The 21651-nt window shown below is 33.4% G+C and carries 18 protein-coding genes and 1 other annotated feature; of the genes, 4 read left to right on the top strand and 14 right to left on the bottom strand.

Going from position 1 to position 21651, the window contains the following annotated elements:
- Window positions 1-188: 188 nt before the first annotated feature.
- The 3 genes from BLV37_RS12020 to BLV37_RS12030 all read left to right on the top strand — a co-directional run bounded on the left by BLV37_RS12020 (window position 189) and on the right by BLV37_RS12030 (window position 5219).
- Window positions 189-1397 (top strand): efflux RND transporter periplasmic adaptor subunit, encoded by a 1209-nt coding sequence (locus BLV37_RS12020; RefSeq protein ID WP_091731842.1) that lies wholly within the window; start codon window positions 189-191, stop codon window positions 1395-1397.
- A gap of 14 nt (window positions 1398-1411) precedes the next feature.
- Window positions 1412-4444 (top strand): efflux RND transporter permease subunit, encoded by a 3033-nt coding sequence (locus BLV37_RS12025; RefSeq protein WP_091731844.1) that lies wholly within the window; start codon window positions 1412-1414, stop codon window positions 4442-4444.
- Between the two features lie 313 nt (window positions 4445-4757).
- Window positions 4758-5219 carry an Hsp20/alpha crystallin family protein gene (locus BLV37_RS12030; protein ID WP_091731847.1) on the top strand — a complete coding sequence of 154 codons (462 nt, stop codon included), beginning with the start codon at window positions 4758-4760 and terminating at the stop codon, window positions 5217-5219.
- 81 nt (window positions 5220-5300) lie between these two features.
- On the opposite strand, the gene leuS is transcribed toward BLV37_RS12030, so the two are convergent.
- The 7 genes from leuS to BLV37_RS12065 form a co-directional block, all read right to left on the bottom strand.
- On the bottom strand, window positions 5301-7709 hold the full coding sequence (gene leuS, locus BLV37_RS12035; protein ID WP_091731849.1) for a leucine--tRNA ligase: 2409 nt from the start codon (window positions 7707-7709) through the stop codon (window positions 5301-5303).
- Between the two features lie 63 nt (window positions 7710-7772).
- Window positions 7773-7983: a binding site (T-box leader), on the bottom strand.
- Window positions 7984-8141: 158 nt separating this feature from the next.
- Window positions 8142-8858, bottom strand: a complete 717-nt coding sequence (locus tag BLV37_RS12040; protein ID WP_091731852.1) for a hypothetical protein — start codon at window positions 8856-8858, stop codon at window positions 8142-8144.
- Window positions 8859-8860: 2 nt separating this feature from the next.
- Entirely contained in the window at window positions 8861-9202 is a 342-nt protein-coding gene (locus BLV37_RS12045; RefSeq protein ID WP_244270534.1) for a PadR family transcriptional regulator, read from the bottom strand.
- A gap of 172 nt (window positions 9203-9374) precedes the next feature.
- Window positions 9375-10550: a beta-aspartyl-peptidase gene (gene iadA, locus BLV37_RS12050; RefSeq protein WP_091731856.1), complete on the bottom strand. Its 1176-nt coding sequence runs from the start codon at window positions 10548-10550 to the stop codon at window positions 9375-9377.
- A 70-nt stretch (window positions 10551-10620) separates the two neighbouring features.
- On the bottom strand, window positions 10621-11214 hold the full coding sequence (locus BLV37_RS12055) for a LysO family transporter (RefSeq protein ID WP_091731859.1): 594 nt from the start codon (window positions 11212-11214) through the stop codon (window positions 10621-10623).
- Window positions 11204-11515 (bottom strand): LysO family transporter, encoded by a 312-nt coding sequence (locus BLV37_RS12060; RefSeq protein ID WP_091731862.1) that lies wholly within the window; start codon window positions 11513-11515, stop codon window positions 11204-11206. The genes BLV37_RS12055 and BLV37_RS12060 overlap by 11 nt, the downstream gene beginning before the upstream one ends.
- Before the next feature lie 137 nt (window positions 11516-11652).
- A complete protein-coding gene (locus BLV37_RS12065; protein WP_091731864.1) occupies window positions 11653-13353 on the bottom strand; it encodes a zinc ribbon domain-containing protein in 1701 nt (566 codons plus the stop codon).
- Between the two features lie 237 nt (window positions 13354-13590).
- Here BLV37_RS12065 and lplA point away from each other — a divergent pair, with 237 nt between their 5' ends.
- Window positions 13591-14619, top strand: coding sequence for a lipoate--protein ligase (lplA, locus tag BLV37_RS12070; protein ID WP_244270535.1), 1029 nt, complete (start codon window positions 13591-13593; stop codon window positions 14617-14619).
- A 106-nt stretch (window positions 14620-14725) separates the two neighbouring features.
- Here lplA and BLV37_RS12075 read toward each other — a convergent pair whose 3' ends face one another.
- The 7 genes from BLV37_RS12075 to BLV37_RS12105 all read right to left on the bottom strand — a co-directional run bounded on the left by BLV37_RS12075 (window position 14726) and on the right by BLV37_RS12105 (window position 21651).
- A complete protein-coding gene (locus tag BLV37_RS12075; RefSeq protein ID WP_091731867.1) occupies window positions 14726-15052 on the bottom strand; it encodes a P-II family nitrogen regulator in 327 nt (108 codons plus the stop codon).
- A 13-nt stretch (window positions 15053-15065) separates the two neighbouring features.
- Window positions 15066-15764, bottom strand: a complete 699-nt coding sequence (locus BLV37_RS12080) for a DUF1538 domain-containing protein (RefSeq protein WP_091731870.1) — start codon at window positions 15762-15764, stop codon at window positions 15066-15068.
- 180 nt (window positions 15765-15944) lie between these two features.
- Complete coding sequence (lpdA, locus tag BLV37_RS12085; RefSeq protein ID WP_091731872.1) at window positions 15945-17330, bottom strand: dihydrolipoyl dehydrogenase; 1386 nt, start codon at window positions 17328-17330, stop codon at window positions 15945-15947.
- A 13-nt stretch (window positions 17331-17343) separates the two neighbouring features.
- On the bottom strand, window positions 17344-18639 hold the full coding sequence (locus BLV37_RS12090; RefSeq protein WP_091731875.1) for a dihydrolipoamide acetyltransferase family protein: 1296 nt from the start codon (window positions 18637-18639) through the stop codon (window positions 17344-17346).
- Window positions 18640-18650: 11 nt separating this feature from the next.
- Window positions 18651-19628, bottom strand: a complete 978-nt coding sequence (locus BLV37_RS12095; protein WP_091731878.1) for an alpha-ketoacid dehydrogenase subunit beta — start codon at window positions 19626-19628, stop codon at window positions 18651-18653.
- Complete coding sequence (gene pdhA, locus BLV37_RS12100; RefSeq protein ID WP_091731881.1) at window positions 19628-20713, bottom strand: pyruvate dehydrogenase (acetyl-transferring) E1 component subunit alpha; 1086 nt, start codon at window positions 20711-20713, stop codon at window positions 19628-19630. Before pdhA ends, BLV37_RS12095 begins: the two co-directional genes overlap by 1 nt.
- A 245-nt stretch (window positions 20714-20958) precedes the next feature.
- On the bottom strand, window positions 20959-21651 hold the full coding sequence (locus BLV37_RS12105) for a response regulator (RefSeq protein WP_091731884.1): 693 nt from the start codon (window positions 21649-21651) through the stop codon (window positions 20959-20961).

Consider the following 21651-nt stretch of genomic DNA (forward strand, 5'->3'; position numbering starts at 1 on the left):
TTTGTATAACTACAACATGTTTCTTTATTATAATGTCGTGTTATTTTAAAAACTATTTGACATACAAATTGCATAATAATACTATAAATATATATAAATTATATTTAAATCTATATTGTTTTATTTTTATATTGAAATATAATTTTATAAGATACAGATAATTTTTTATAGTTTTTGGAGGAGATAAAATGAGAAGAATATTTTGCTTCATTATAATGCTATCTATGGTTTTTTCAGTAGGCTGCTCTAGTATAGATAATAATAGTCTAGAGGAAAATATAAGACCAGTAGTAGTGGAAAGCCTAGAGCCAACAACCTTTCCTATTTTAATAAATTACATAGGTACATTACAGTCTAAGGATTTAAAGAAATATAGCTTTAAAAGTAGTGCAAAAATTAAGACCATATATATTTCCGAAGGTCAATATGTTAAAAAAGGTGACCTGCTTATAGAATTAGATGCCGATGATTTAAACAAGGCAGTGTCAGCTTCTAAGCATCAAATGGATGCTGCTAAGGCCCTTTATGACAAATCAATAAAAGGTGCTACCTCAGAGCAAAGAAATCAAGCAGAGTTGACAGTTAAGCAAGCACAGGACGGATATGATTTTGCATTAGAATCCTATGGGAAAATGCAAAAGCTATATGAAGCAGGTAGTATTTCAAAGCAGCAGCTAGATGAAGTAAAGCTACAGCTAGACAATGCTGAAAGCTCCTTAAAGCTAGCAAGGGAAGCTTTAAATCAGGTAAATAGTGGAGCAACTGAGGAGGATAAAAGAGCTGCACTCTCACAATATGAACAAGCCAAAACAGCATATGAAGCTCAGCTTAGCTTACTAGATGATGCTTCTTTAGTATCTGACTCAGATGGATATATTGTAAGCATATTGTATAAGGAAGGAGAACTAGTTCCTCAAGGGTATCCTGCCATAGTAGTTCGTACAGATGAACAAATTGTAAGTGTAGGATTATCACAGGAGGATATTAGCAAAATAGACCTTAAAACTAGAGCAAATATAATTATAAATGATGTAAATTTTAAAGCTCATGTTTCGAATATAAACAGAGCCGTAGATATGGAAACCTTAACCTATAATGTTGAGCTAAGCATTGATGAACAGTTATCTGAAAAGGACTTTCTTTTAGGTGCCATTGCAAAGGTAGAGCTTCAAATAGGTGAAGAGAGTGGGATCTGGATTCCTATAGTAAATATAATGAGTGATGGAGAAGATTATGTTTATGTTGTTATGGATGAACATGTAGTTAGAAAGAATATTAGTATTTTAAGTGTTTACGAAGATAAAGTATTAGTAGAAGGCCTATCTCCCAATGAAAAGCTTATAGTCAAGGGTATGAAAAATGTAAAAGAAGGTTATAAGGTCATCATTGAGAATTAGGCGGAGGTGAGATTATGAAAAAAATTATTCAAAGTGCAGTAGGTAATAAAAGAATTACTCTCTTTTTAGCCTTAATAGTAACTATAGCTGGTCTATATAGCTATTACATAGTTCCAAAGCAAGATAATCCAGATGTGGCACCTTCTGTTGCAATGGTTACAGCAGTATATCCAGGAGCTTCTCCCGAAGATGTTCAAAAGCTAGTTACTTCAAAATTAGAAGAGAGGATTGAACAAATAAAAGATTTCGATAAGGTCGTATCCTATTCTAAAAATAGTGTTGCTATAATAGTTGTATATCTAACTAATGATGCCGATGTGGATAAATCCTGGACTGAGTTAATAAATAAAGTAAACGAAGCTAAATCAAATTTACCTGATGAAGTTACTGAAATAAAAGTAAATACACAGTTAGCTGATACTTCTGGAATCATAATTAGCTTCTCAGGAGACAGCTATAGCTATGAACAGCTTGCTGCTTATGCGGAGAATATAAAAAATGAGCTCACAAAAATAAATGGAGTTTCTCGGTTTGAAGTAGATGGTAAGCTTGAAAAAGAAGTTAGTGTTACTGTAAATGTGGATAAAATAAATCAATTAGATATTTCTTTAGATGAAGTTCTTCAATTGTTACAAATACAAAATATGGAGATACCATCTGGAAGCATAAAGAGTGAAACCTCAAAGATTAATGTGAAAATTCCAGGAGCTTATACATCTGTTCAAGACATAGAAAATACTATTATTGGAGTTTCTAAAGAATCTGGCGCCTATATTAGGCTAAAAGATATCGCAAAAGTATCTCTAGAGCTTGAGGAAGGAAGCCTAAAATACAAGAAAAATGGTAAAAATGCTGTTTTATTGACAGGATACTTCGATCAAGATAAAAATATTGTATTAATAGGTAAGGAAGTTAGAAAAACTCTCAACAGCTTAAAATCATCTGTACCTGAAGATATAATATTTGATGAGGTTCTATTCCAGCCTGATGACGTAAGTAATGCAGTGTCTGGATTTATGAGTAGTTTAGTACAAGGTATAATATTTGTATTAATTGTAGTATTTATTGGGATGGGTCTTAGAAATGCCTTAGTTGTATCAACTGCTGTTCCACTATCTATTATTGTTACTTTTGTTGGCATGGGCCTAATGCAAATTAAGATTCATCAAATATCTACTGCTGCACTTATAATTGCATTAGGTATGTTGGTAGATAATGCAATAGTAGTCAGCGATGCTATCCAATATTTAATAGATGAAGGTCATGATAAGCTATATTCAGTTATTGAAGGTACTAGAAAATCTATGGTTCCAATATTTACTTCCACATTAACTACTATAGCTGCTTTTATACCATTACTTTTGCTTCCAGGTATGGTGGGGGAATTTGTTTTCAGTCTTCCAATGGTAGTAATATTATCATTAAGTGCTTCCTTTTTAGTTGCTATGATAATTACTCCTACTCTAGCTTATATATTCTTTAAGCCTACAAGCAATAGTAAGTTTAGACTAGGAAAGCTATACCCCTTCTTCAATAAAATGCTTTTATGGGGACTAAGGAAAAAGAAAGCCACTATAGCCATATCCTTTGGTGCATTACTATTAACTGGTTTTTTGACTTATCAATTAGGCCTTCAATTTTTTCCTTACATAGATAAGAATGTACTATATATAGATATTCAGTCCGAAAACGAAGGAAATATTGAAGATACAGAACAATTAACTGAACAGATAGAAAGCATTCTTGCAAAGCAAGAAGAAGTTATAGATTATACCACTTCAATAGGTGGTGGATTACCTAAATTTTATTTAACCGTTCAGCCTACTATTCCCTCTGCAGATCATGGTCAAATATTGATAAAGTTGGATCTTAAAAAAGGTGGTCGCTTTAAATCTAATGAAAAATTTGCAAATCATCTTCAAGAGGCTTTAGACCACAATATAGTAGGAGGAACAGCTACGGTTAAGCTATTAGAATATGCAGAGCCCATAGGAGCACCTGTAAGGATTAGGATTTCTGGTGAGAGTCTTGATAAAGTAATGAAGGCCTCTGAACAGCTTCAGGACGAAATTAGAAATATATCCGGTACTATAAACATTAGAGATGATGCACCTAATAAAAGCTATGAGTACATTGTAGATATTGATCCAGATGTAGCAATGCGTCATGGTATTACTAAGATAGACGTTCAAAGACAAGTAAATATTGCCTTAATGGGCGCAAAGGCTTCTACATTTAGAAAGGGTGGAAATGAGTATTCTATCATTGTAAAGAGCAACATCTACACTAAGAGTGAGCTTGAAAATTTAGCTATAAAATCCTCCTTAGGAGGACATAAGGTTTTACTAAAACAAATAGCAAATATTGAGCTTGGTGTGCAAACAGACACCATAACAACTTACAATAAGGAGGTTACTGTCACAGTATTTAGTGATGTTAAGGATGGATATAGCTCAGTAGATATTCAAAATAACATTGAGAAAAATAAGCTTAACAATATAGATACTGAGGACCTTACTATTACCTTTGATGGAGAAAGAGAACAAATAGTTGATAAATTCAGTAATGTTGGTTTTTCAGCTATGTTCGCTGTATTAGCCATATACATAATACTTATGTTCCAATTTAAATCCTTTGCTAAGCCTTTAATTATACTCATTACTCTACCTCTTTCCTTAATAGGCTCTTTAGTTGGATTATTTGTTTTCAGACAGCCACTATCATTTATGGCATTCTTAGGAATAGTTAGTCTTTTTGGAGTAGTTGTCAATAATGCAATTCTACTTATAGAATATATAACTACTGCTAGAAATGAAGGTCATAGTGCAGAAGAAGCTTGTATAGATGCAGTAGATAAAAGATTTAGGCCAATTATTCTAACCACTACTACTACAGTTATAGGTCTAATTCCACTAGTGCTTTCAGGCAGTCCAATGTTTACTCCAATGGCCGTTTCATTAATGAGTGGACTTATGGTATCTACAATTTTAACATTAGTCATAATACCTGTAGTCTATTCATTTCAAACAGGCATTACTGAAAAATAAAATCTTTACTTTCTAGTTAAGGTAAGTATTCAATAGAGTGCTTACCTTTTCTGATTTGTTTTGTTATTTGTTTTCAATGGGTTTTTATCATCCTATTTTAACAAAAAGTCTAATTTTTATATAACACATTAATATTTAAAGAAATTACAAGTTTTCTCAAGATTTCTCTATATATTTAAGCTGTATCCTATTTTTCGCAAGATACTCTTTGTTTTCCGCCTAAAATATAGCTTGAATTTTGACAGATTTTACATTAAAATATAGATAAGGTCAAAGAAAGTCAAAGTCAACAAAATTTACAGGAGGTGTTTATATGTTTGGATTAGTTCCATACAGCAGAAGAAGTAAAAGTATGATAAGTAAGCCAAATGACTTCTTTAATTTTGATAGCTTTAATAGTTTTGTAGATAGCTTCTTTAATGCTGATTTATTTCCTACAGCTCTAAATAACAGTCAAATAAAGGTTGACATAAAAGAGAAGGATAGTGAATATATTCTAGAGGCAGAGCTACCAGGAGTAAATAAAGAAAACTTAAATGTAGAGATTAAAGATGACATGCTTACAATATCTGTTGAAAAAAATGAGCAATTTGAAGAAGAGAAAGAAAACTATATCAGAAAAGAGCGTAGATTTGGTTCTCTATCAAGAAGCTTCTATGTAGATAATATTAAAGCTGAAGATATCAAAGCAAATTTTGACAATGGGATTCTATCAATTTCCCTTCCTAAAAAAGAAGTCAAGGCAAATAGCAGTAGAAAAATAGATATTAATTAAGATTACCCCTTTACCCTCTAAAATCACAAAAGTCCAGCTTGAATAAAAGCTGGACTTTTGTGCTATTTTTATGCTTTTTATCTACTTAACCACAATGTTAAATATTCTTCCTGGTACATATATTTCCTTAACGATTGTTTTGCCCTCTATTAGACTGTATAGCTTTTCATCCTCTGCAAATTTTGCTTTTGCTACTTCTTGAGTTGCGTCAGATGGAATTAGCATAGTTCCCCTTACCTTGCCATTTATTTGAACTGCAATTTCTATTACATCATCTATTGTTTTATCTTCATCCCAAACAGGCCATGATTGTTCATTTAGCATACCACTAAATCCGTTTGCAGCCCATATTTCCTCTGTAATATGTGGGGCTACTGGATTTAATAGTATCAAGAAGGTTTTAAATTCTTCTTTATTGACTTTCCCAGCATCATTAAATTCGTTAAGCAAGCTCATTAGTGCTGCTACAGCTGTGTTAAACTTCAAGGTTTCAAAGTCTTCGCTTACCTTCTTTATTGTCTTATGCATACTTGTTTCTAGTTCTTTAGAATATTGTTCACCATCTACTAATAGCTCTTGAAGTCTCCACACTCTGTCTAAGAATCTTCTGCATCCCCTAACACCGTTTTGAGACCAAGGAACACTCTTTTCAAAGTCGCCTATGAACATTTCATATAGTCTTAAAGTATCTGCTCCAAATTCATCTACTATCTCATCTGGGTTTACTACATTTCCTCTTGATTTTGACATTTTTTCATTATTTTCTCCCAGTATCATACCATGTGAGGTTCTTTTCCCATATGGCTCTGGACAATGTACTACACCATAGTCGTATAAGAACTTATGCCAGAATCTTGAATACAATAAATGTAGTGTTGTATGCTCCATACCACCATTGTACCAATCTATCGGAAGCCAATAATCTAAATTTTCCTTGCTTGCAAGCTCTTTATCATTATGTGGATCAGTATATCTTAGGAAATACCAGGATGAGCCTGCCCATTGTGGCATTGTATCCGTTTCTCTTTCAGCATAGCCTCCACACTTAGGACAAGTAGTTTCTACCCACTCTCTAATATTTGCTAATGGTGATTCTCCTGTATCTGTCGGCTCATAGCTTTCTACTTCTGGTAATAGTACTGGAAGCTGTTCTTCTGGCACTGGTACCCAACCACATTTTTCACAATATACTAGTGGTATTGGTTCTCCCCAGTATCTTTGTCTTGAAAATACCCAGTCTTTTAATTTATAATTAGTTTTTCTGTGGCCTATTCCCTTTTCCTCGATCCAATCGCTTATTTTCTCTTTTGCTTCTTTCACTGGAAGACCATTGATAAAGTCAGAATTTACTATTACACCATCTTCAATATCAGTAAATGCGCTTTCTTTGATGTTTCCTCCTGCTACTACTTCAACTATAGGCAGACCAAACTTTGTAGCAAATTCCCAGTCTCTAGTATCATGCCCAGGAACAGCCATGATTGCACCAGTTCCATAGGACATAAGCACATAGTCAGATATCCAAATAGGTATTTCTTTCTTATTTACAGGATTTATTGCATTTATTCCATCGATTTGTACTCCTGTCTTTTCTTTATTCAATTCAGTCCTTTCAAAGTCTGATTTTTTATGTGCATATTCTCTATATTCTTCAATTTCATCAAAATTATTGATTTTATCTTTTAGTTCATCTATGAGTGGATGTTCTGGAGATATTACCATATAAGTTGCACCAAAAAGAGTATCTGGTCTGGTTGTATATACAGTAACTTTTTTATCACCAGTAATATTAAAGTCTACCTCCATACCTTCTGAACGACCTATCCAGTTTTTCTGTTGTATTTTAACTCTTTCAATATAATCAACTAAATCTAAATCATTGATTAATCTTTCTGCATATTCTGTGATCTTTAACATCCATTGGTTTTTTGTTTTTCTAACTACCTCTCCTCCACATCGTTCACAGCCACCATTTACTACTTCTTCATTTGCAAGTCCTACTTTACAGCTGTTGCACCAATTTATAGATGCTTCTTTCTTATACGCTAATCCTTTTTCAAAAAGCTTAAGGAATATCCACTGTGTCCACTTGAAATATTCAGGATCAGTTGTATTTATCTCTCTAGACCAATCAAAAGATAGTCCTAGAGATTTTAGCTGTTCTTTGAATCTAGCAACATTTTTTTCTGTTACTATTGCAGGATGAATTTTGTTCTGTATTGCATAGTTTTCAGTTGGTAGTCCAAATGCATCCCATCCCATAGGATAAAGTACATTATATCCTTCCATTCTTCTTTTTCTAGCTACTACATCTAGTGCTGTATATGGTCTAGGATGGCCTACGTGAAGTCCCTGTCCTGATGGATACGGGAATTCTATTAATGCATAGAATTTCGGCTTCGATTTATCTTCAGAAGCATAAAAGGTTTCTTTTTCATCCCAAATGTCTTGCCATTTTTTTTCAATTGATTTTGGATTATACTCTTTCAAAGCTCTCACTCCTTGATTAAAGTTGGTTTCATAGTTTTAAAAACAAAAAAACCTTTCAACTCATATAGAGACGAAAGGTTCGCGGTACCACTCTAATTGACAGTATAATTAATACTATCCACTCAAAAATTTTAACGGATTTATCCGATTAAGGCTAATGTATTCACCTTAATAGCTCAGAGACGAGTTCGGATACTGTTGCTGTCGTTTTTCACCAGCCAACGACTCTCTAAAAACAACTCCATAGCCTACTACTTCTCTTCAATGCAATTATATCAATTATATGGTATTGTACCAAATTTTATTATATAAAGCAAATGTTTTTGTAACGAATAGGAAAGAATATTTTAGTATTTGCAATTAATTGATAAAAAATACTTACTTGCTTAAATTATTTAGTTATGACTATAAAGTTATTGGGGCTGATTTACATCACATATTCTCAACAAAAAAGCCCAATATTCTAAAAGTAATTTTGCCTATTTTAGGGTACAAGTTTCTTACTGCATCAGAAAATTCTTGGACATTTACTGGTGTTTTAAAAAGAAAGTCTCCGGTTCCCTTAGTCTTGAATACAGTAATTATTCCTTTTACCGTATCTCCAACAGCTACATTTGCCTGAGCATATCCTCCCATTGCAAAATGTTGTGCTATTGCAGCTCCTCCCATCGCCATATAATATCCAAAGGCAGCACCCCCTAGTGCAAATCCAAGGGATCCTGCTAATCCACCTAAGGCTATCAATAATCCTATGGAAACCCCGCCAAAGCTAAATAATCCAAAGGATATTCCGCCAAGGCTAAGTACGCCTATAGAAACTCCACCAACTGCTATAATACCTTTAGCGACACCGTTTCTTCTGTTATTTATGTGAACTAATGGAATTCCAAATATCCTTGTTTTAGATATATATTCATACTCTGGATACCTATAGCCATAATCATCTTTCAAATCCATATTTTCTCTAAATTCTTTTGCAACTTCTTGTGGGTCTCCCATTAGTCTCCAGGGATCTGTTTCACCTGTTTCAAAAGATTTTATCTGAATATGATTAAGTAAATCTTCTTTTATCTTTCTTTTTGTAATTTCATTACATCTAATATTATTTATAACGGATTTTATATATCTTTCATGGCTTGAATTTTTCACTCCTACTCATCTCCCTTTAGTATGCTTTTAGTGCTCTCTAAAAAATCATTCCATTCCTCAATATATACCTTCAGTACAGCCTTACCTTTTTTAGTAATTTTATAATATTTTCTAGGCACAGTTCTTTTATAAGGCTCTTGATTCCAATAGCTTTCAATAAGTCCTTCATCCTCTAATCTATAGAGAACAGGATATAGAGAGCCTTCCTTCAGCTTAAAATAACCATTGCTTTTTTCATCCATTATTTGAATTAGTTCATAGCCATACATATCCTTTCTATTTATCATTTTTAGAATTAGAATATTTAAAACCCCTTTTTTTAGCTGTTTATCAATTCCGCTCAAAGCTTCACCTCGCAATTATACTATACTTAGTATTGCTAAGTATAGTATAATACTAAGTGTTTAATTGTGCAAGTATTTTTTATTTTCAATCAAAAACAAAAAAAGACTTTTAAATGATTACTGTACTTAATCAAATAAAAGCCTTGCTAGTTTTTTAAGAATTACTATTCTATTATACTTCAAATGTTCCTCTAACTTTTACTTCGCCATTTTGAATCACTACCTTACCTCTAGCTATTACCGTATCTATTATAAGGTCAGTCTTGTTTAAAAATACTATGTCGGCATCATTTCCTACTTTAATATAGCCTTTATCTTTAAGCATGTAGTTATCTGCTGGATTTGAAGTAATCAACCTCAATCCATCCTCTAAAGAAACTTTTTCCGATGATACAGCATCTCTTACAGCAGCATATAGAGAAGTAACCTTTCCAACACCTAGCCCTACATATCTTTTTTTCTCATCAAAAATAGGTAGGCTACCTTGCCCATCAGAGGTAAATGTTATGTTTTTAATATTTACACCATTACTAAGCATAGTATTCAAAGCCTTACTAGGCGTCAGCTCACCATTATCATTTGTTTCCCTTGAGCTGCTAGTAGTAATATCTACTAACCCCCCCTTTTTAGCATATTCTATTGAAGCTTTGAAGAGCTCTGAATTTCGACTAATATGAGTCAAGATAAATTGTCTGGATGGTATCTCAGTTTCTTCTAGTATTTTCTCTATGAAACTTATCATTCTTTTCCCGTCACCCATATGAATATTCACAATACCTGCTTTTCCTGATAGTATCCCTCCAACCCTAGCTTCAGCAGCGATTTTAGCTATATCCTCTAATGTAGGCTGTGAAGATCTGTGGTCTGATAATGCCACTTCTCCAACTCCTATTATTTTATCTATAAGTATTATATCGTCTTGAATGCTGCCTGTAACTGTTCTTATCGGTACTTGATATGAGCCTGTTAGTACATAACAACTTATGCCCTCTTCTTCTAAAGCATATGCCTTCGCCAGTAAGTTTGACATAGTTCTAGTAGTCCCATCAGTTCCAAGAACTCCTATAACCGTAGTAACTCCGCCTTTTGTAATGTCTGTTAGTTGAATTTCTGGTGTTCTAGTTTTAAAGCCGCCTTCGCCTCCTCCACCAGTTATATGAACATGTCCGTCTATAAAACCTGGAACTACTATTCGATTACTTGCATCTATGACTTCAATATCTAGGAAGTTTTCTGGAATACTTATGAAATCCTCTATATATCCAATTTTCTCTCCTGTTATTAATATATCTTTTTTCCCAATATAATCTGGTGAATATACTTCTCCATTCTTGATTAGCTTTATCATACTTAGTTCCTCCTCTCTTAAGTGGTAACTCTATCTTCGTACTAGAAAAGCAACAACCCCGTCCCTTGCTTTAAAGCTTTATGATAACTGACACTAATATTGGCACAGAAGTAGACAATATAACTCCGCTAATAAATGCAATAATTGCAGTGTGAGGATTTGTAGAGCTAGCTATGAGGGGCAATGATGTATCCATTGAAGTAGCTCCTGCAGGGGCTACACTTTCTACGTCTCCTATATATTTAGCTATAAGGGGTATTGTTAGTAGTGCTATAATCTCTCTAGTAACATTTGAAATAAATGCAAGTGCACTTAGCTTTGATGAGTATGTGGATAGCATCATAGAGGATAATGAGTACCAGCCTAAGCCTGCTCCTACTGCTCCTGCCTCATTTGCAGGAATACCTAAAATAAACCCCGCCACAACACTTCCAAATATGCTCCCTATTATTATCATAATAGGTACTAGAAGTACCCTAAAGCCTATTCTCTTAATTGTATTAAATACATCCTTGTGCTTTCCTATATCAATGCCCACAAAAAATAAAAGCAAGCATATACCTATATCTAGTATATAATCTGTATATTGTAATAGATGGCTAGGTAAGGCAAAATATCCTATTCCAACCCCTGCTGCTACTGCTAATATGATTTTAAAGCTCATTTTTCTGCTCTCCTTGCTTCATATTTTTTACAACATATTTTTTTACACTCATTACCAATAGTACACTAAAAACTATTGTGAATACTGAAATTATAAGTGCTTGTAGTCCTAGCTCTAAGAATGAGGATATGACTTTTTCATCTAATCCCATTCTAACACCCATTATAAAGAGCAAAAACAAAAGACATATGGTCTGAATAATTCCTAACTTTGAATTTAGCTTCTCTCCACCAAAGCCTTTGTAGCCAAATATCCCACCTATAATCAATAATCCTAAATATAATAAAAGTCTAATGCCCATCTAATTCCTCCTGTTTTCGATTGTATTTTAAGGTATATTATGCTCTATAGATTCTTATCTATCTATTTTACTTTATTAGTATATTCAGGTCAATTCAGAAAAAACAGCAGAGATTAATTTCTCTGCCGCTTTCTATTTTAATAATTATAATATTCTTCAATTTTTTGACCAAGCCAAAAAGCTCTTTCTTCGATTGAACTTATAAAATTGTACATTTCATACTCATCCATCTTGAATACATTTAATTTACTGTATTTATCAAAGTCTGGTTTATCCTTCACACTATTTTCTTTTATAATATTTGCACTAAGATTAATCTTAAGTACATCATCATAGTAATCCTTATATGTAAATTGGATCTCATCAGATATAAAAGAAATAGATTTGTTAGATAATTTAAAATCACCTATTGTATTAAATCTTATGCTTTCACCATCTGCAGATAATTTTATATCTAAATCAAAGTTATTCCTATCCTTATTAAAATCAATTTTAGTTGATGAGTTAAAGATTACTTCTTCGCCATAATAGGTTTTCACAGTAAATTTGCTATTATCTATAAACATATTGTTTTTTCCTGTATGATTACCTTCGCTTTCAAACATTATCTTCTCATCTGCTACTGCAATCTCTAGCTTGAAATTATCTATAAGACTTTTTTCGCCTAAAAGCTCAATATTAGCTTCTAGTCTATCCTCCTCATAATCACTATCAGGAATGATTATGAATTCAGCCTTTACTACCTTCCCATTATTAGTAAATAAATCTATAGAGACTTTATCAGCTTTAAAATTTTCCTTTAATTCATATTTAGCTTCATCTATAGCTTCTTCAAAATCATAATAGCTATATCCTTGGTTAAAGCTATTTGACCAAGTTTTTATCATATCATCTGACTTTAAGGCATTTAAAAAATCCATAAGTCCTTGTTTTACATTATCTTCCCTCAGAAGTATAGTAGTTCTATTACATTTTTTCATTGCCCCACCAATCATCAAGGTTGTACTTCCATTTTTCTCATAACGTCCGTTAGCTAACATTGTTTTAAATGAATCTATATATCTACTTTTAGTTTGGGTATCCGTTTCTGCTGGGTTTTGCATCTTTAACAAATTTGAAAGAGATATGTCCAGGTCATCATCAAAACTATAATAGCTTTCTCTACCAAATATTGATCTGTTCCACTCACTTCCAAAGCTTTTAGAAGGTACGCTTATAGCCTCGTCAAATAGCTCTGGCACGTTCAATAACAATTCATTATCATCAAGCTTTAAATTTAAGGACGCTACATCATTCCCAGATATTTGGTATTTGCCAGCGAAATAGTATTCTTTGTTTTTGTTATCAAAAATAGTTTTAAAATCTATACCTAATCCTTTTAAAATATACAAGTTTGCATTCTCCCATAGATCTGTGTGGCTTGCATCTTTTATAGATACATTAGCACTTGTAGAATAGCTTAAATCTGATGAATTATTTCCTAATATTAGTGACTGCATTTTATAATAATCCTTTGTTACACTATGTATGGTATTACCAAAAGCATTTTTAATATAAAGCTCTGGAGATATGGCATATATTACATAATCTTTAGCCATCAAACCTATAAGTAATATGATTACTAGAGATATAGCAATTATAGCCCATTTAGATTTAGACATGGATACATTTCTCTTTTTTATCTCTTTTTGATTTTCGTATGTAGCTATAGTACTTGACTCCTGAGATAGCTGTAATTGCTGGGATTCTTGCTTTTCTTCTCCCTTTACCATGCTGCCACAGCTACTACAAAATTTTGCCTCTTGCTCCAATTTGTTGCCACACTCTGTACAAAACATATTAGTATCTCCCTTCTGTTATTATGAAAGACTTTTTATCCTTTGCATAATAAATTTGCATTCATAGGTTAAATATTTTTTGCAAGGTTTGCTGTATATTAAAATTTTATTTCTATAAGTCTTTCTTAAGCCTTATAGATAATATACAACATAGAAAGCTACATTGCAATCAAGATTGAAATAGTTTTAGACATAAAGTCTTTTCAGTGGAAGCAATTTAGGGTATATTAATATTAAATGAAAAGTATATATGAAAAGGACGTGAAAATATTGATAAATATTAAAAATGAATGTAATAATCCATACTTCAATCTTGCATTGGAAGAGTATGCTCTAAAGCATTTAATTTTAGAAGATGACATAATAATACTATGGATTAATGAACCAACAGTAGTTATTGGAAGGAATCAAAACACTATAGAGGAAATAAACAGTAAATTCATTAAGGATAATAATATAAACGTAGTTAGAAGAATGTCTGGTGGTGGAGCAGTATTCCATGATCACGGCAACTTAAACTTTACTTTTATCACCTCCAGCCAAGGTGATAGTGCAAATAATTTTAGAAAATTCACAAAGCCAGTAATAGATGCATTAAACATGCTTGGTGTAAATGCAGAGTTTTCAGGAAGAAATGATATAACTGTAGATGGTAAGAAAATTTCTGGGAATGCTCAATACTACTACAAAGATAAAATGCTTCACCATGGGACTATTTTATTCCATACTAATTTAGATATACTTAAGGATGTCCTAAATGTAAAATTAGACAAAATAGAATCAAAGGGAATCAAATCAGTTAGAAGCAGAGTTGGCAATATATATGATTACCTTCCCCAAAAAATGAGTGTTGAAGAGTTTAAGGAAACCCTTTTAAAATTCATGCTTGGCACTGATAATATTGAAAATAAAGAGTATAAGCTAACAGAAGAAGATCTTGCAGTTATTAACAAAATGAAGGATGAGAAATATAGTACTTGGGAATGGATTTATGGAGAATCTCCTGATTTTGATCTTCAAAAATCTAAAAGATATGCAGGAGGAGGCTTAGATATAAGACTAAATGTTCACAATGGAACAATTAAGGAATGTAAAATATTTGGTGATTTCTTCGGGAAAGAGGATTTATCTGAACTTGAACAACTCTTAGGTGGTATTAGCTTTAGGGAAGATTCTGTGAGAACCCTACTAAATTCCATAAGCTTTGGAGAATATTTTTATGGTATAAGTATTGATGATTTTATTGATTGTATGTTTTTTGAGTAGAATATAGCTGAAAAGTGCTGTAACGAAATAAATATAGTTACAGCACCTTTTTTCTATATAAGTTCTATTTAGTTTATAGTGCAACGATAAAAGACTTTTTAGCCTATTATTCCTCTATATTATCTCTATGATGTAATCCTAAAAGATTACCTACAGGAAGTGTAAATATAATTCCTGTTCCTGGATCATTTAACTTACCTGCTTCTACTATTGCATCATATATCGGCTTCATTTTATCTTTTTCTACTAGAATGATTATTAATTCCTTTGATGATTCTATGTGAATATTAAATAATTTTTTTTCCTCGTGAGTACCTGTTCCTCTTCCGTATAAAATAGTAGCACCTTGAGCTCCTGCTTCCTTTGCTTTTTTTACAACATAGTCAGCTTTTCCTCTTTCAACTATAGCAATAATCCCTAATACGTCTAGCATTTTAAAACCTCCTTTATCTAACAAGTATACCTAATGTAAGCACAGCAACAATAGGCATTAAAGACATGATTCCAACAATTCCAAAACCATCCACTAAGGCATTACTGGAGCCTACTATTCGGGTCAATCCTATGGCTATAGCCATGTTCAATGGCACGTTTACAGGACCTGTAGTTGATGTAGCAGCATCAAAAGCAATACCTGTGAATTCCTTTGGTGTAAAGTAAAGCAATACTGCTATTACTAGAAGTATTGGCATAACAATTTTTGATGTAGGTATTCCATTAAGTATTTTAAACATACCTATTGCCATACCTATACCAAATCCTAAGGCTACTGTTTGAAGTAGTATTTTGCTGCGTATTACTCCTATGGATATTTCTTCTACCTCTAGGGTCAATGCCCTCAGTGCTGGCTCTACTAAGGTAGAAGCATAGCCTATGAAAAATGCAATCAGAATAATAAAATATTTATTATCAACATTTACAAGGCTTTCTCCTACAGTATCTCCTAAGGGTATAATACTCAAATAGATTCCTTTCAAAAATAGATTGAGTCCTATTATTGAAAGTATAAGGCCTATTACTAATCCTTTGATATTAGTTAATGGTTTTTTTAGTACAACTATTTGAAAAAATAATAATACTGTCAATATTGGAATAATACTTTTAGCAGTTTCCCATAAATCTTTAAAAATCTCAATCGCTTTCAATTATTCTAGCCCCCTTTCTCTATTGTTTCTTTAAATACTATTGCATTTTCCGCTCATATAATCTATTTTATCCTATATACATTGTCAATTCAAGAATAAATGTTTGTCTCCAAGCAAGGGGACGGGGTTAGTGCTTCAATTGAAGTACTAACCCCGTCCCCTTGCTTTATTGCCCTTGCTTTATTGTTTTAAAGTATGGATTGGACTGCCTAATGCCAGATGTGCTGCTTCCATAACTGTTTCTGAAAGCGTTGGATGAGGGTGAATTCCTCTAGCTAAATCTTCTAGAGTTCCTTCTAGCTCCATGGTCATGACCCCTTCTGCAATCATGTCTGTAGCAGTGGATGCCATCATATGAACTCCTAAAATCTCACCGTATTCTTTACTTGCTACAATCTTTACAAATCCATCTCTTTCCCCTTCTGCTAATGCCTTACCATTCGCACCTAATGGGAAATTGCCTACTACTATATCATAGCCTTTTTCCCTTGCTTCATCTTCTGTTAAGCCTACAGTTGCAATTTCAGGGAAGCTGTATATACATGATGGTATCTTATCATAACTCATTTTACTGTCCTTGCCCATTATGTTTTCAACGGCAATTATACCCTCTGCTGAGGCTACATGAGCCAGTAAATCTTTCCCGTTTACATCTCCTATTGCATATACTCCCTCAATGTTAGTTCTCAACCTTTCATCTGTAATGATACCTTTTCTATCAGTTTCAAGGTTTAAGCTTTCTAAGCCTTTTAAATTAGGAGTTCTTCCTAGACTGACTAGTATCTTATCTCCTTCAAAGATTTTTTCCTCTCCATTTACTTCTACTACTATTTTATTTCCTTCAAATTTTTTGTGCTTCACTCCATAAACTATCTTTACACCTTTTCTAGTTAATACCTTTGCCATTGCTTCACTTAGGTCTTTATCGATTCCTGACAATATCCTTGGAGAACGTTGAAGTATGGTTACTTTACTGCCAAGTGCATTATATAATGTTGCAAACTCGATGCTTATAGTACCTGCACCTACTACTATTAAATGCTCTGGAATTTCCTTTGGATCAAGAACTTCTGTGCTAGTAACAGCATAACCTTGCTCGAAAGATTCTTTTATACCTTCTACCTCTGGTATCATAGGAGATGAGCCTGTAGCAATGATTAGGTTTTTAATATTTAGCACTTCATCATTTACTTTTACAGTGTTTTTGTCTACAACTTCACCAAAGCCTTTGTAAATGTCTACACCATTTTTTTCTAATAATAGCTTTACTCCACTTGTCAATCTCTTAACTGCTTGATTCTTTCTCTTAACCATTCCATCAACATTAACAGATACTAAACTTTTGTCCCCAATATTGATGCCATACTTATCTGCATTCATTATGCTTTCGTATACCTTTGCACTCTTTAATAATGTTTTAGTAGGTATACAGCCTACATTGAGGCACACTCCTCCTAATTCACCTGCTTCAACAATTGCAGTCTTAGCTCCCATTTGCGCAGCCTTAATGGCAGCTACATAGCCTCCTGGACCTGCTCCAAGAATTAAAATGTCATACTGTTTCATCCTTTGACCTCCTTTAGCTTAGTAACAGCAACATAGGGTTACTCAAAAGCTCCTTTAGCCTCATTAAAAATCTTCCTGCGTCTCCACCATCTATGATTCTGTGGTCAATGCTCAGAGATACAGGCATCATATGCCTAATAACTATTTCATCATTTAATACCACTGGTTTTTTATCAATCTTTCCTATTCCTAGTATTGCCACTTCAGGATACCTTATTACTGGCACTCCATAGGTTGAACCCAAAGCACCATAGTTTGTTATTGTAAAGGTTCCACCATATAGTTCCTCTATACCTATAGTTCTATTTCTAGTTTTTTCAATTGTTTCATCTAAATCCTTTGCTAATTCTAATATTCCCTTACTATCAACGTTTTTAATAACTGGAACCATTAACCCTTCTTGAGTATCTGTTGCTATACCAATATTATAATATCTTTTGTAAATAATTTCATCCTTTATATCATCAAAACTGGAATTAAATACAGGGAATTCCTTTAAGGCTATTGTTAAGGCCTTTATAATAAACGGTATATAGGTTAGATTTATACCTTTATCTATGGCTATTTCTTTTTGTTCTGTTCTTATTTTTACTAGCTCAGTTACATCAAATTCATCCATTGTAGTAGCATGTGGAATTATGGTCTTGGATAAAACCATGTTTTCTGCAACAGTTTTTCTAAGCCTTGATATAGGAACTCTTTCTACTTCGCCATATACCTTTATTTCCTCACGTATGGCTGGTTGCTTTATGAAGGTATCTCCTACTGGTTGGATAAATACATTGCTTTCTTTTATATCTTTGTTTTTCTCATTATAGGATTGTATATCTTCCTTCATCACTCTTCCAGCAGGTCCTGTACCCTTTACTTGATTTATGTCCACTCCTAAATCCTTAGCTAGCTTTCTGGCTACAGGAGTTGCAAGCACCTTGACTTTTATGTCTTTTTCTTCATATTTCCCCTCATCACTGCTTTCTATAATCTCAGAAGATACTTCTATTTCACCTACTACACCTGCACCTTTTTCATCCTCACTTACAGGCTCTTGCTCTTTTTTAGTTTCTGAGAGTTCCCTTCCGTCATCTATAATTACTACTGTATTCCCTACGTGGATTGTATCTCCTACCTCAGCCATAAGCTTATTTATTTTGCCCCCTACTGGTGATGGTATCTCTGCATTTACCTTGTCTGTTTCTACAAGAAATAGTGAATCACCTTCTTTTATATTATCTCCTTCTTTTACAAACCATTTAAGAAGTACTCCCTCGTGAATACCTTCTCCAATATCTGCAAATTTAAATTCAAACATTTAATCACCTCCTAGAACTTTACTACTTCTCTGATTTTATAAGCTATTTTCTTTGGTTCAATAATAAAATGATGCTCTCCCTTTGGTAGTGGAACAGTTATATCAAATCCAGTAAGTCGTGTAGGTGGAGCCTCCAGATATAAAAACGCTCCTTCATTTACTATGGATATAAGCTCTGCACCTGCCCCAAAGGATTTTACTGCTTCATGGACAACTAGAAACCTTCCTGTTTTCTTTACTGATTCAATTATTGTTTCCTTGTCTATTGGAGATATAGTTCTCAAATCTATTAATTCAACGTTGATTCCTTCTTTTTCTACTTCCTCTATTGCCTTTTGAGCTTCTCTAACTAAGGCACCCCATGTTACTACAGTTATATCCTTTCCACTTTTAACTATCTTAGCCTTTCCTATTGGAACTGTATAATCTTCCTCAGGAACCTCTTGCTTAAAGGCCCTATATATTCTCTTTGGCTCCATAAATATTACTGGGTCTGGATCTCTTATTGCTGATAGTAATAAGCCTTTTGTGTCATAGGGTGTAGAAGGGATTACAACCTTTAGTCCTGGAATATGTGAGAATATTGCTTCTAAGCTTTCCGAATGATGCTCTAAGGCTCTAATTCCACCACCATAGGGCATTCTTATTACCATAGGAAGATTGTATTTGCCCCTACTTCTATTCCTCATTCTAGCAGCATGTGCAAGTATTTGATTGACTGCTGGAAGTACAAATCCTGAAAATTGAATTTCAACAACAGGTTTAAGTCCGTTTATGGCCATTCCAATAGCTGACCCAACTATTGCTGCCTCTGAAAGTGGTGTGTCAAAGCATCTATCCTTACCGTATTTTTGCTGTAGCCCAACTGTAGCTCTAAAAACTCCACCTTCATGACCTACGTCTTCTCCATAAACTACAACAGACTTATCTCTTTCCATTTCTTTATCTAATGCATGTGTCAATGCACCTATATTATTTAGTAATGCCATTATTGTCCCTCCTCTTCAAGATACTTCTTATATTCTTCATATTGCTCTATTAAGTTTGGAGTCATTTCATCATAAGTGTATTTAAATACATCCTCTAATGAAACTAATCCTGATTCTTCAACTTTCTTAAAGGTTTCCCCTACATAGCTTTCATATTCCTCATAAAGTGCTTTATCCTTTTCTTCACTCCATAAGCCTTTATCTATGAGATACTTCTTAAATCTTTCAATTGGATCTTTCTTTTCCCATTCTTTAACCTCACTATCATCACGATATATTGTTGGATCATCTGAAGTTGTGTGAGGCCCTAGTCTATATGTTACTGCCTCAATAATAGTAGGTCCTTCACCTCTTCTAGCTCTATCTACTGCTTCCTTTGTTGCTGCATACATTGCTAGAACATCATTACCATCCACCTGAATACCAGGTATTCCATAGGCTATTGCCTTTTGTGCCAATGTTTTTGACTTTGTCTGCATACTCCTAGGCACTGATATAGCCCATTGGTTGTTTTGAATTAGGAATATTACAGGTGCATGAAATACAGCAGCAAAATTTACTGCCTCGTGGAACTCTCCCTGTGATGTCCCCCCATCTCCAACATATGCAATAGCCACATCATTTTCTCCTTTTATCTTTGAAGCCATAGCTATGCCAGTCGCATGGTTTAGCTGTGATGCTATAGGAACGGACACAGGAAGCATTTTTACATCTTCAGAAAACTTGCTGCCTATTTCATTTCCATACCAGTACAGGTATACCTGCTCTAGAGATACTCCCTTGTAAAGCCATGCCCCTAGCTCCCTAAAGGCTGGAACTAACCAATCACTTTTTTCTATAGCTGCTATGGAGCCTACTTGAGCAGCCTCTTGACCTCTATTAGGCGCATATGTGAGCATCCTACCCTGACGTTGGTATTGCAATGCTTTTATGTCTGCCACCTTTGCCAGAACCATAGTGTGGTACATCTTCAATAGATTATCATTCTCAATAAAAGGCTCTAAATTAGCATCTACTATGTTTCCTTCATAATCTAGTATATTAAGCATCTCTTCTTTTAATGGATTAAACTTTTCTGTTAACATTAAATCAATCCTCCTATTCTTTGCTTTAATAGTTTTCATATATGGAAAACTAATCCTCTAAAATTAAATTAGTTTTGTTCTCTTACTTTAATATTACCCTTTTAAATGGAAATAAAAACATAGTTAATTTTTTGATAATTTTTGTCAAAATAAAAATAGAGATCTTTTTAAATCTTAAGAAAACGAAATTATCATCTTAAGAACATGCCGATCTCTAATATATATGCTCTATACTATTAGTTTTTTTAATCTTCCCTCAGTCTATACTTGTTCTGAGGTCTCCCAACTTTTCCATATTCAAGCTCAAGGACTATTTTTTGTTCTTTTTCTAGAAAATCTAAATATCTTCTTGCTGTAATTCTTGAGACTCCAATATCCTTAGCTACCTGCTGAGCGGTAAAGGTTTTCCCCTTCATTTCTTCTATATACTCTAATACTTTTTCATAGGTATATTGACTAAATCCTTTAACTTCTCCGATATCCTCTAGGAGATTAGTAGCGGCTTTCTTTTCATTTAGAAGGTATTTATCAATTATTTCTTGGTTTATACAACCATTAGTTTCAAGTCCCTTTTTTCTGTTTCTATATTGATTCATTGCTTCTTTGAACCTTTCGAATACAAAAGGCTTAATAATATAATCTACTGCTCCATATCTAAAGGCCTCTTCCACAGATTCCATATTTCTATCAGCAGTTATTAATATTACATCAATTTTCATATCTTTTTTCCGTATCCATTTTAAAAGCTCTAAACCCTTCCCCTGTGGGAAAAATATGTCTAATAAAATGAGATCAGGACATTCTTCTAAAATCAGTTCCTTAGCTCTTTCTATTGAACTTGCACTATTTAGTAGCTTATAGCCTTCTACTCTTTTTAAAAATTTTTCGTTTATTTCCCTAACCATAGGATCATCTTCAACTATTAAAACCTTTATCAA

It is taken from the genome of Proteiniborus ethanoligenes, assembly GCF_900107485.1.
Lineage (GTDB): Bacteria > Bacillota > Clostridia > Tissierellales > Proteiniboraceae > Proteiniborus > Proteiniborus ethanoligenes.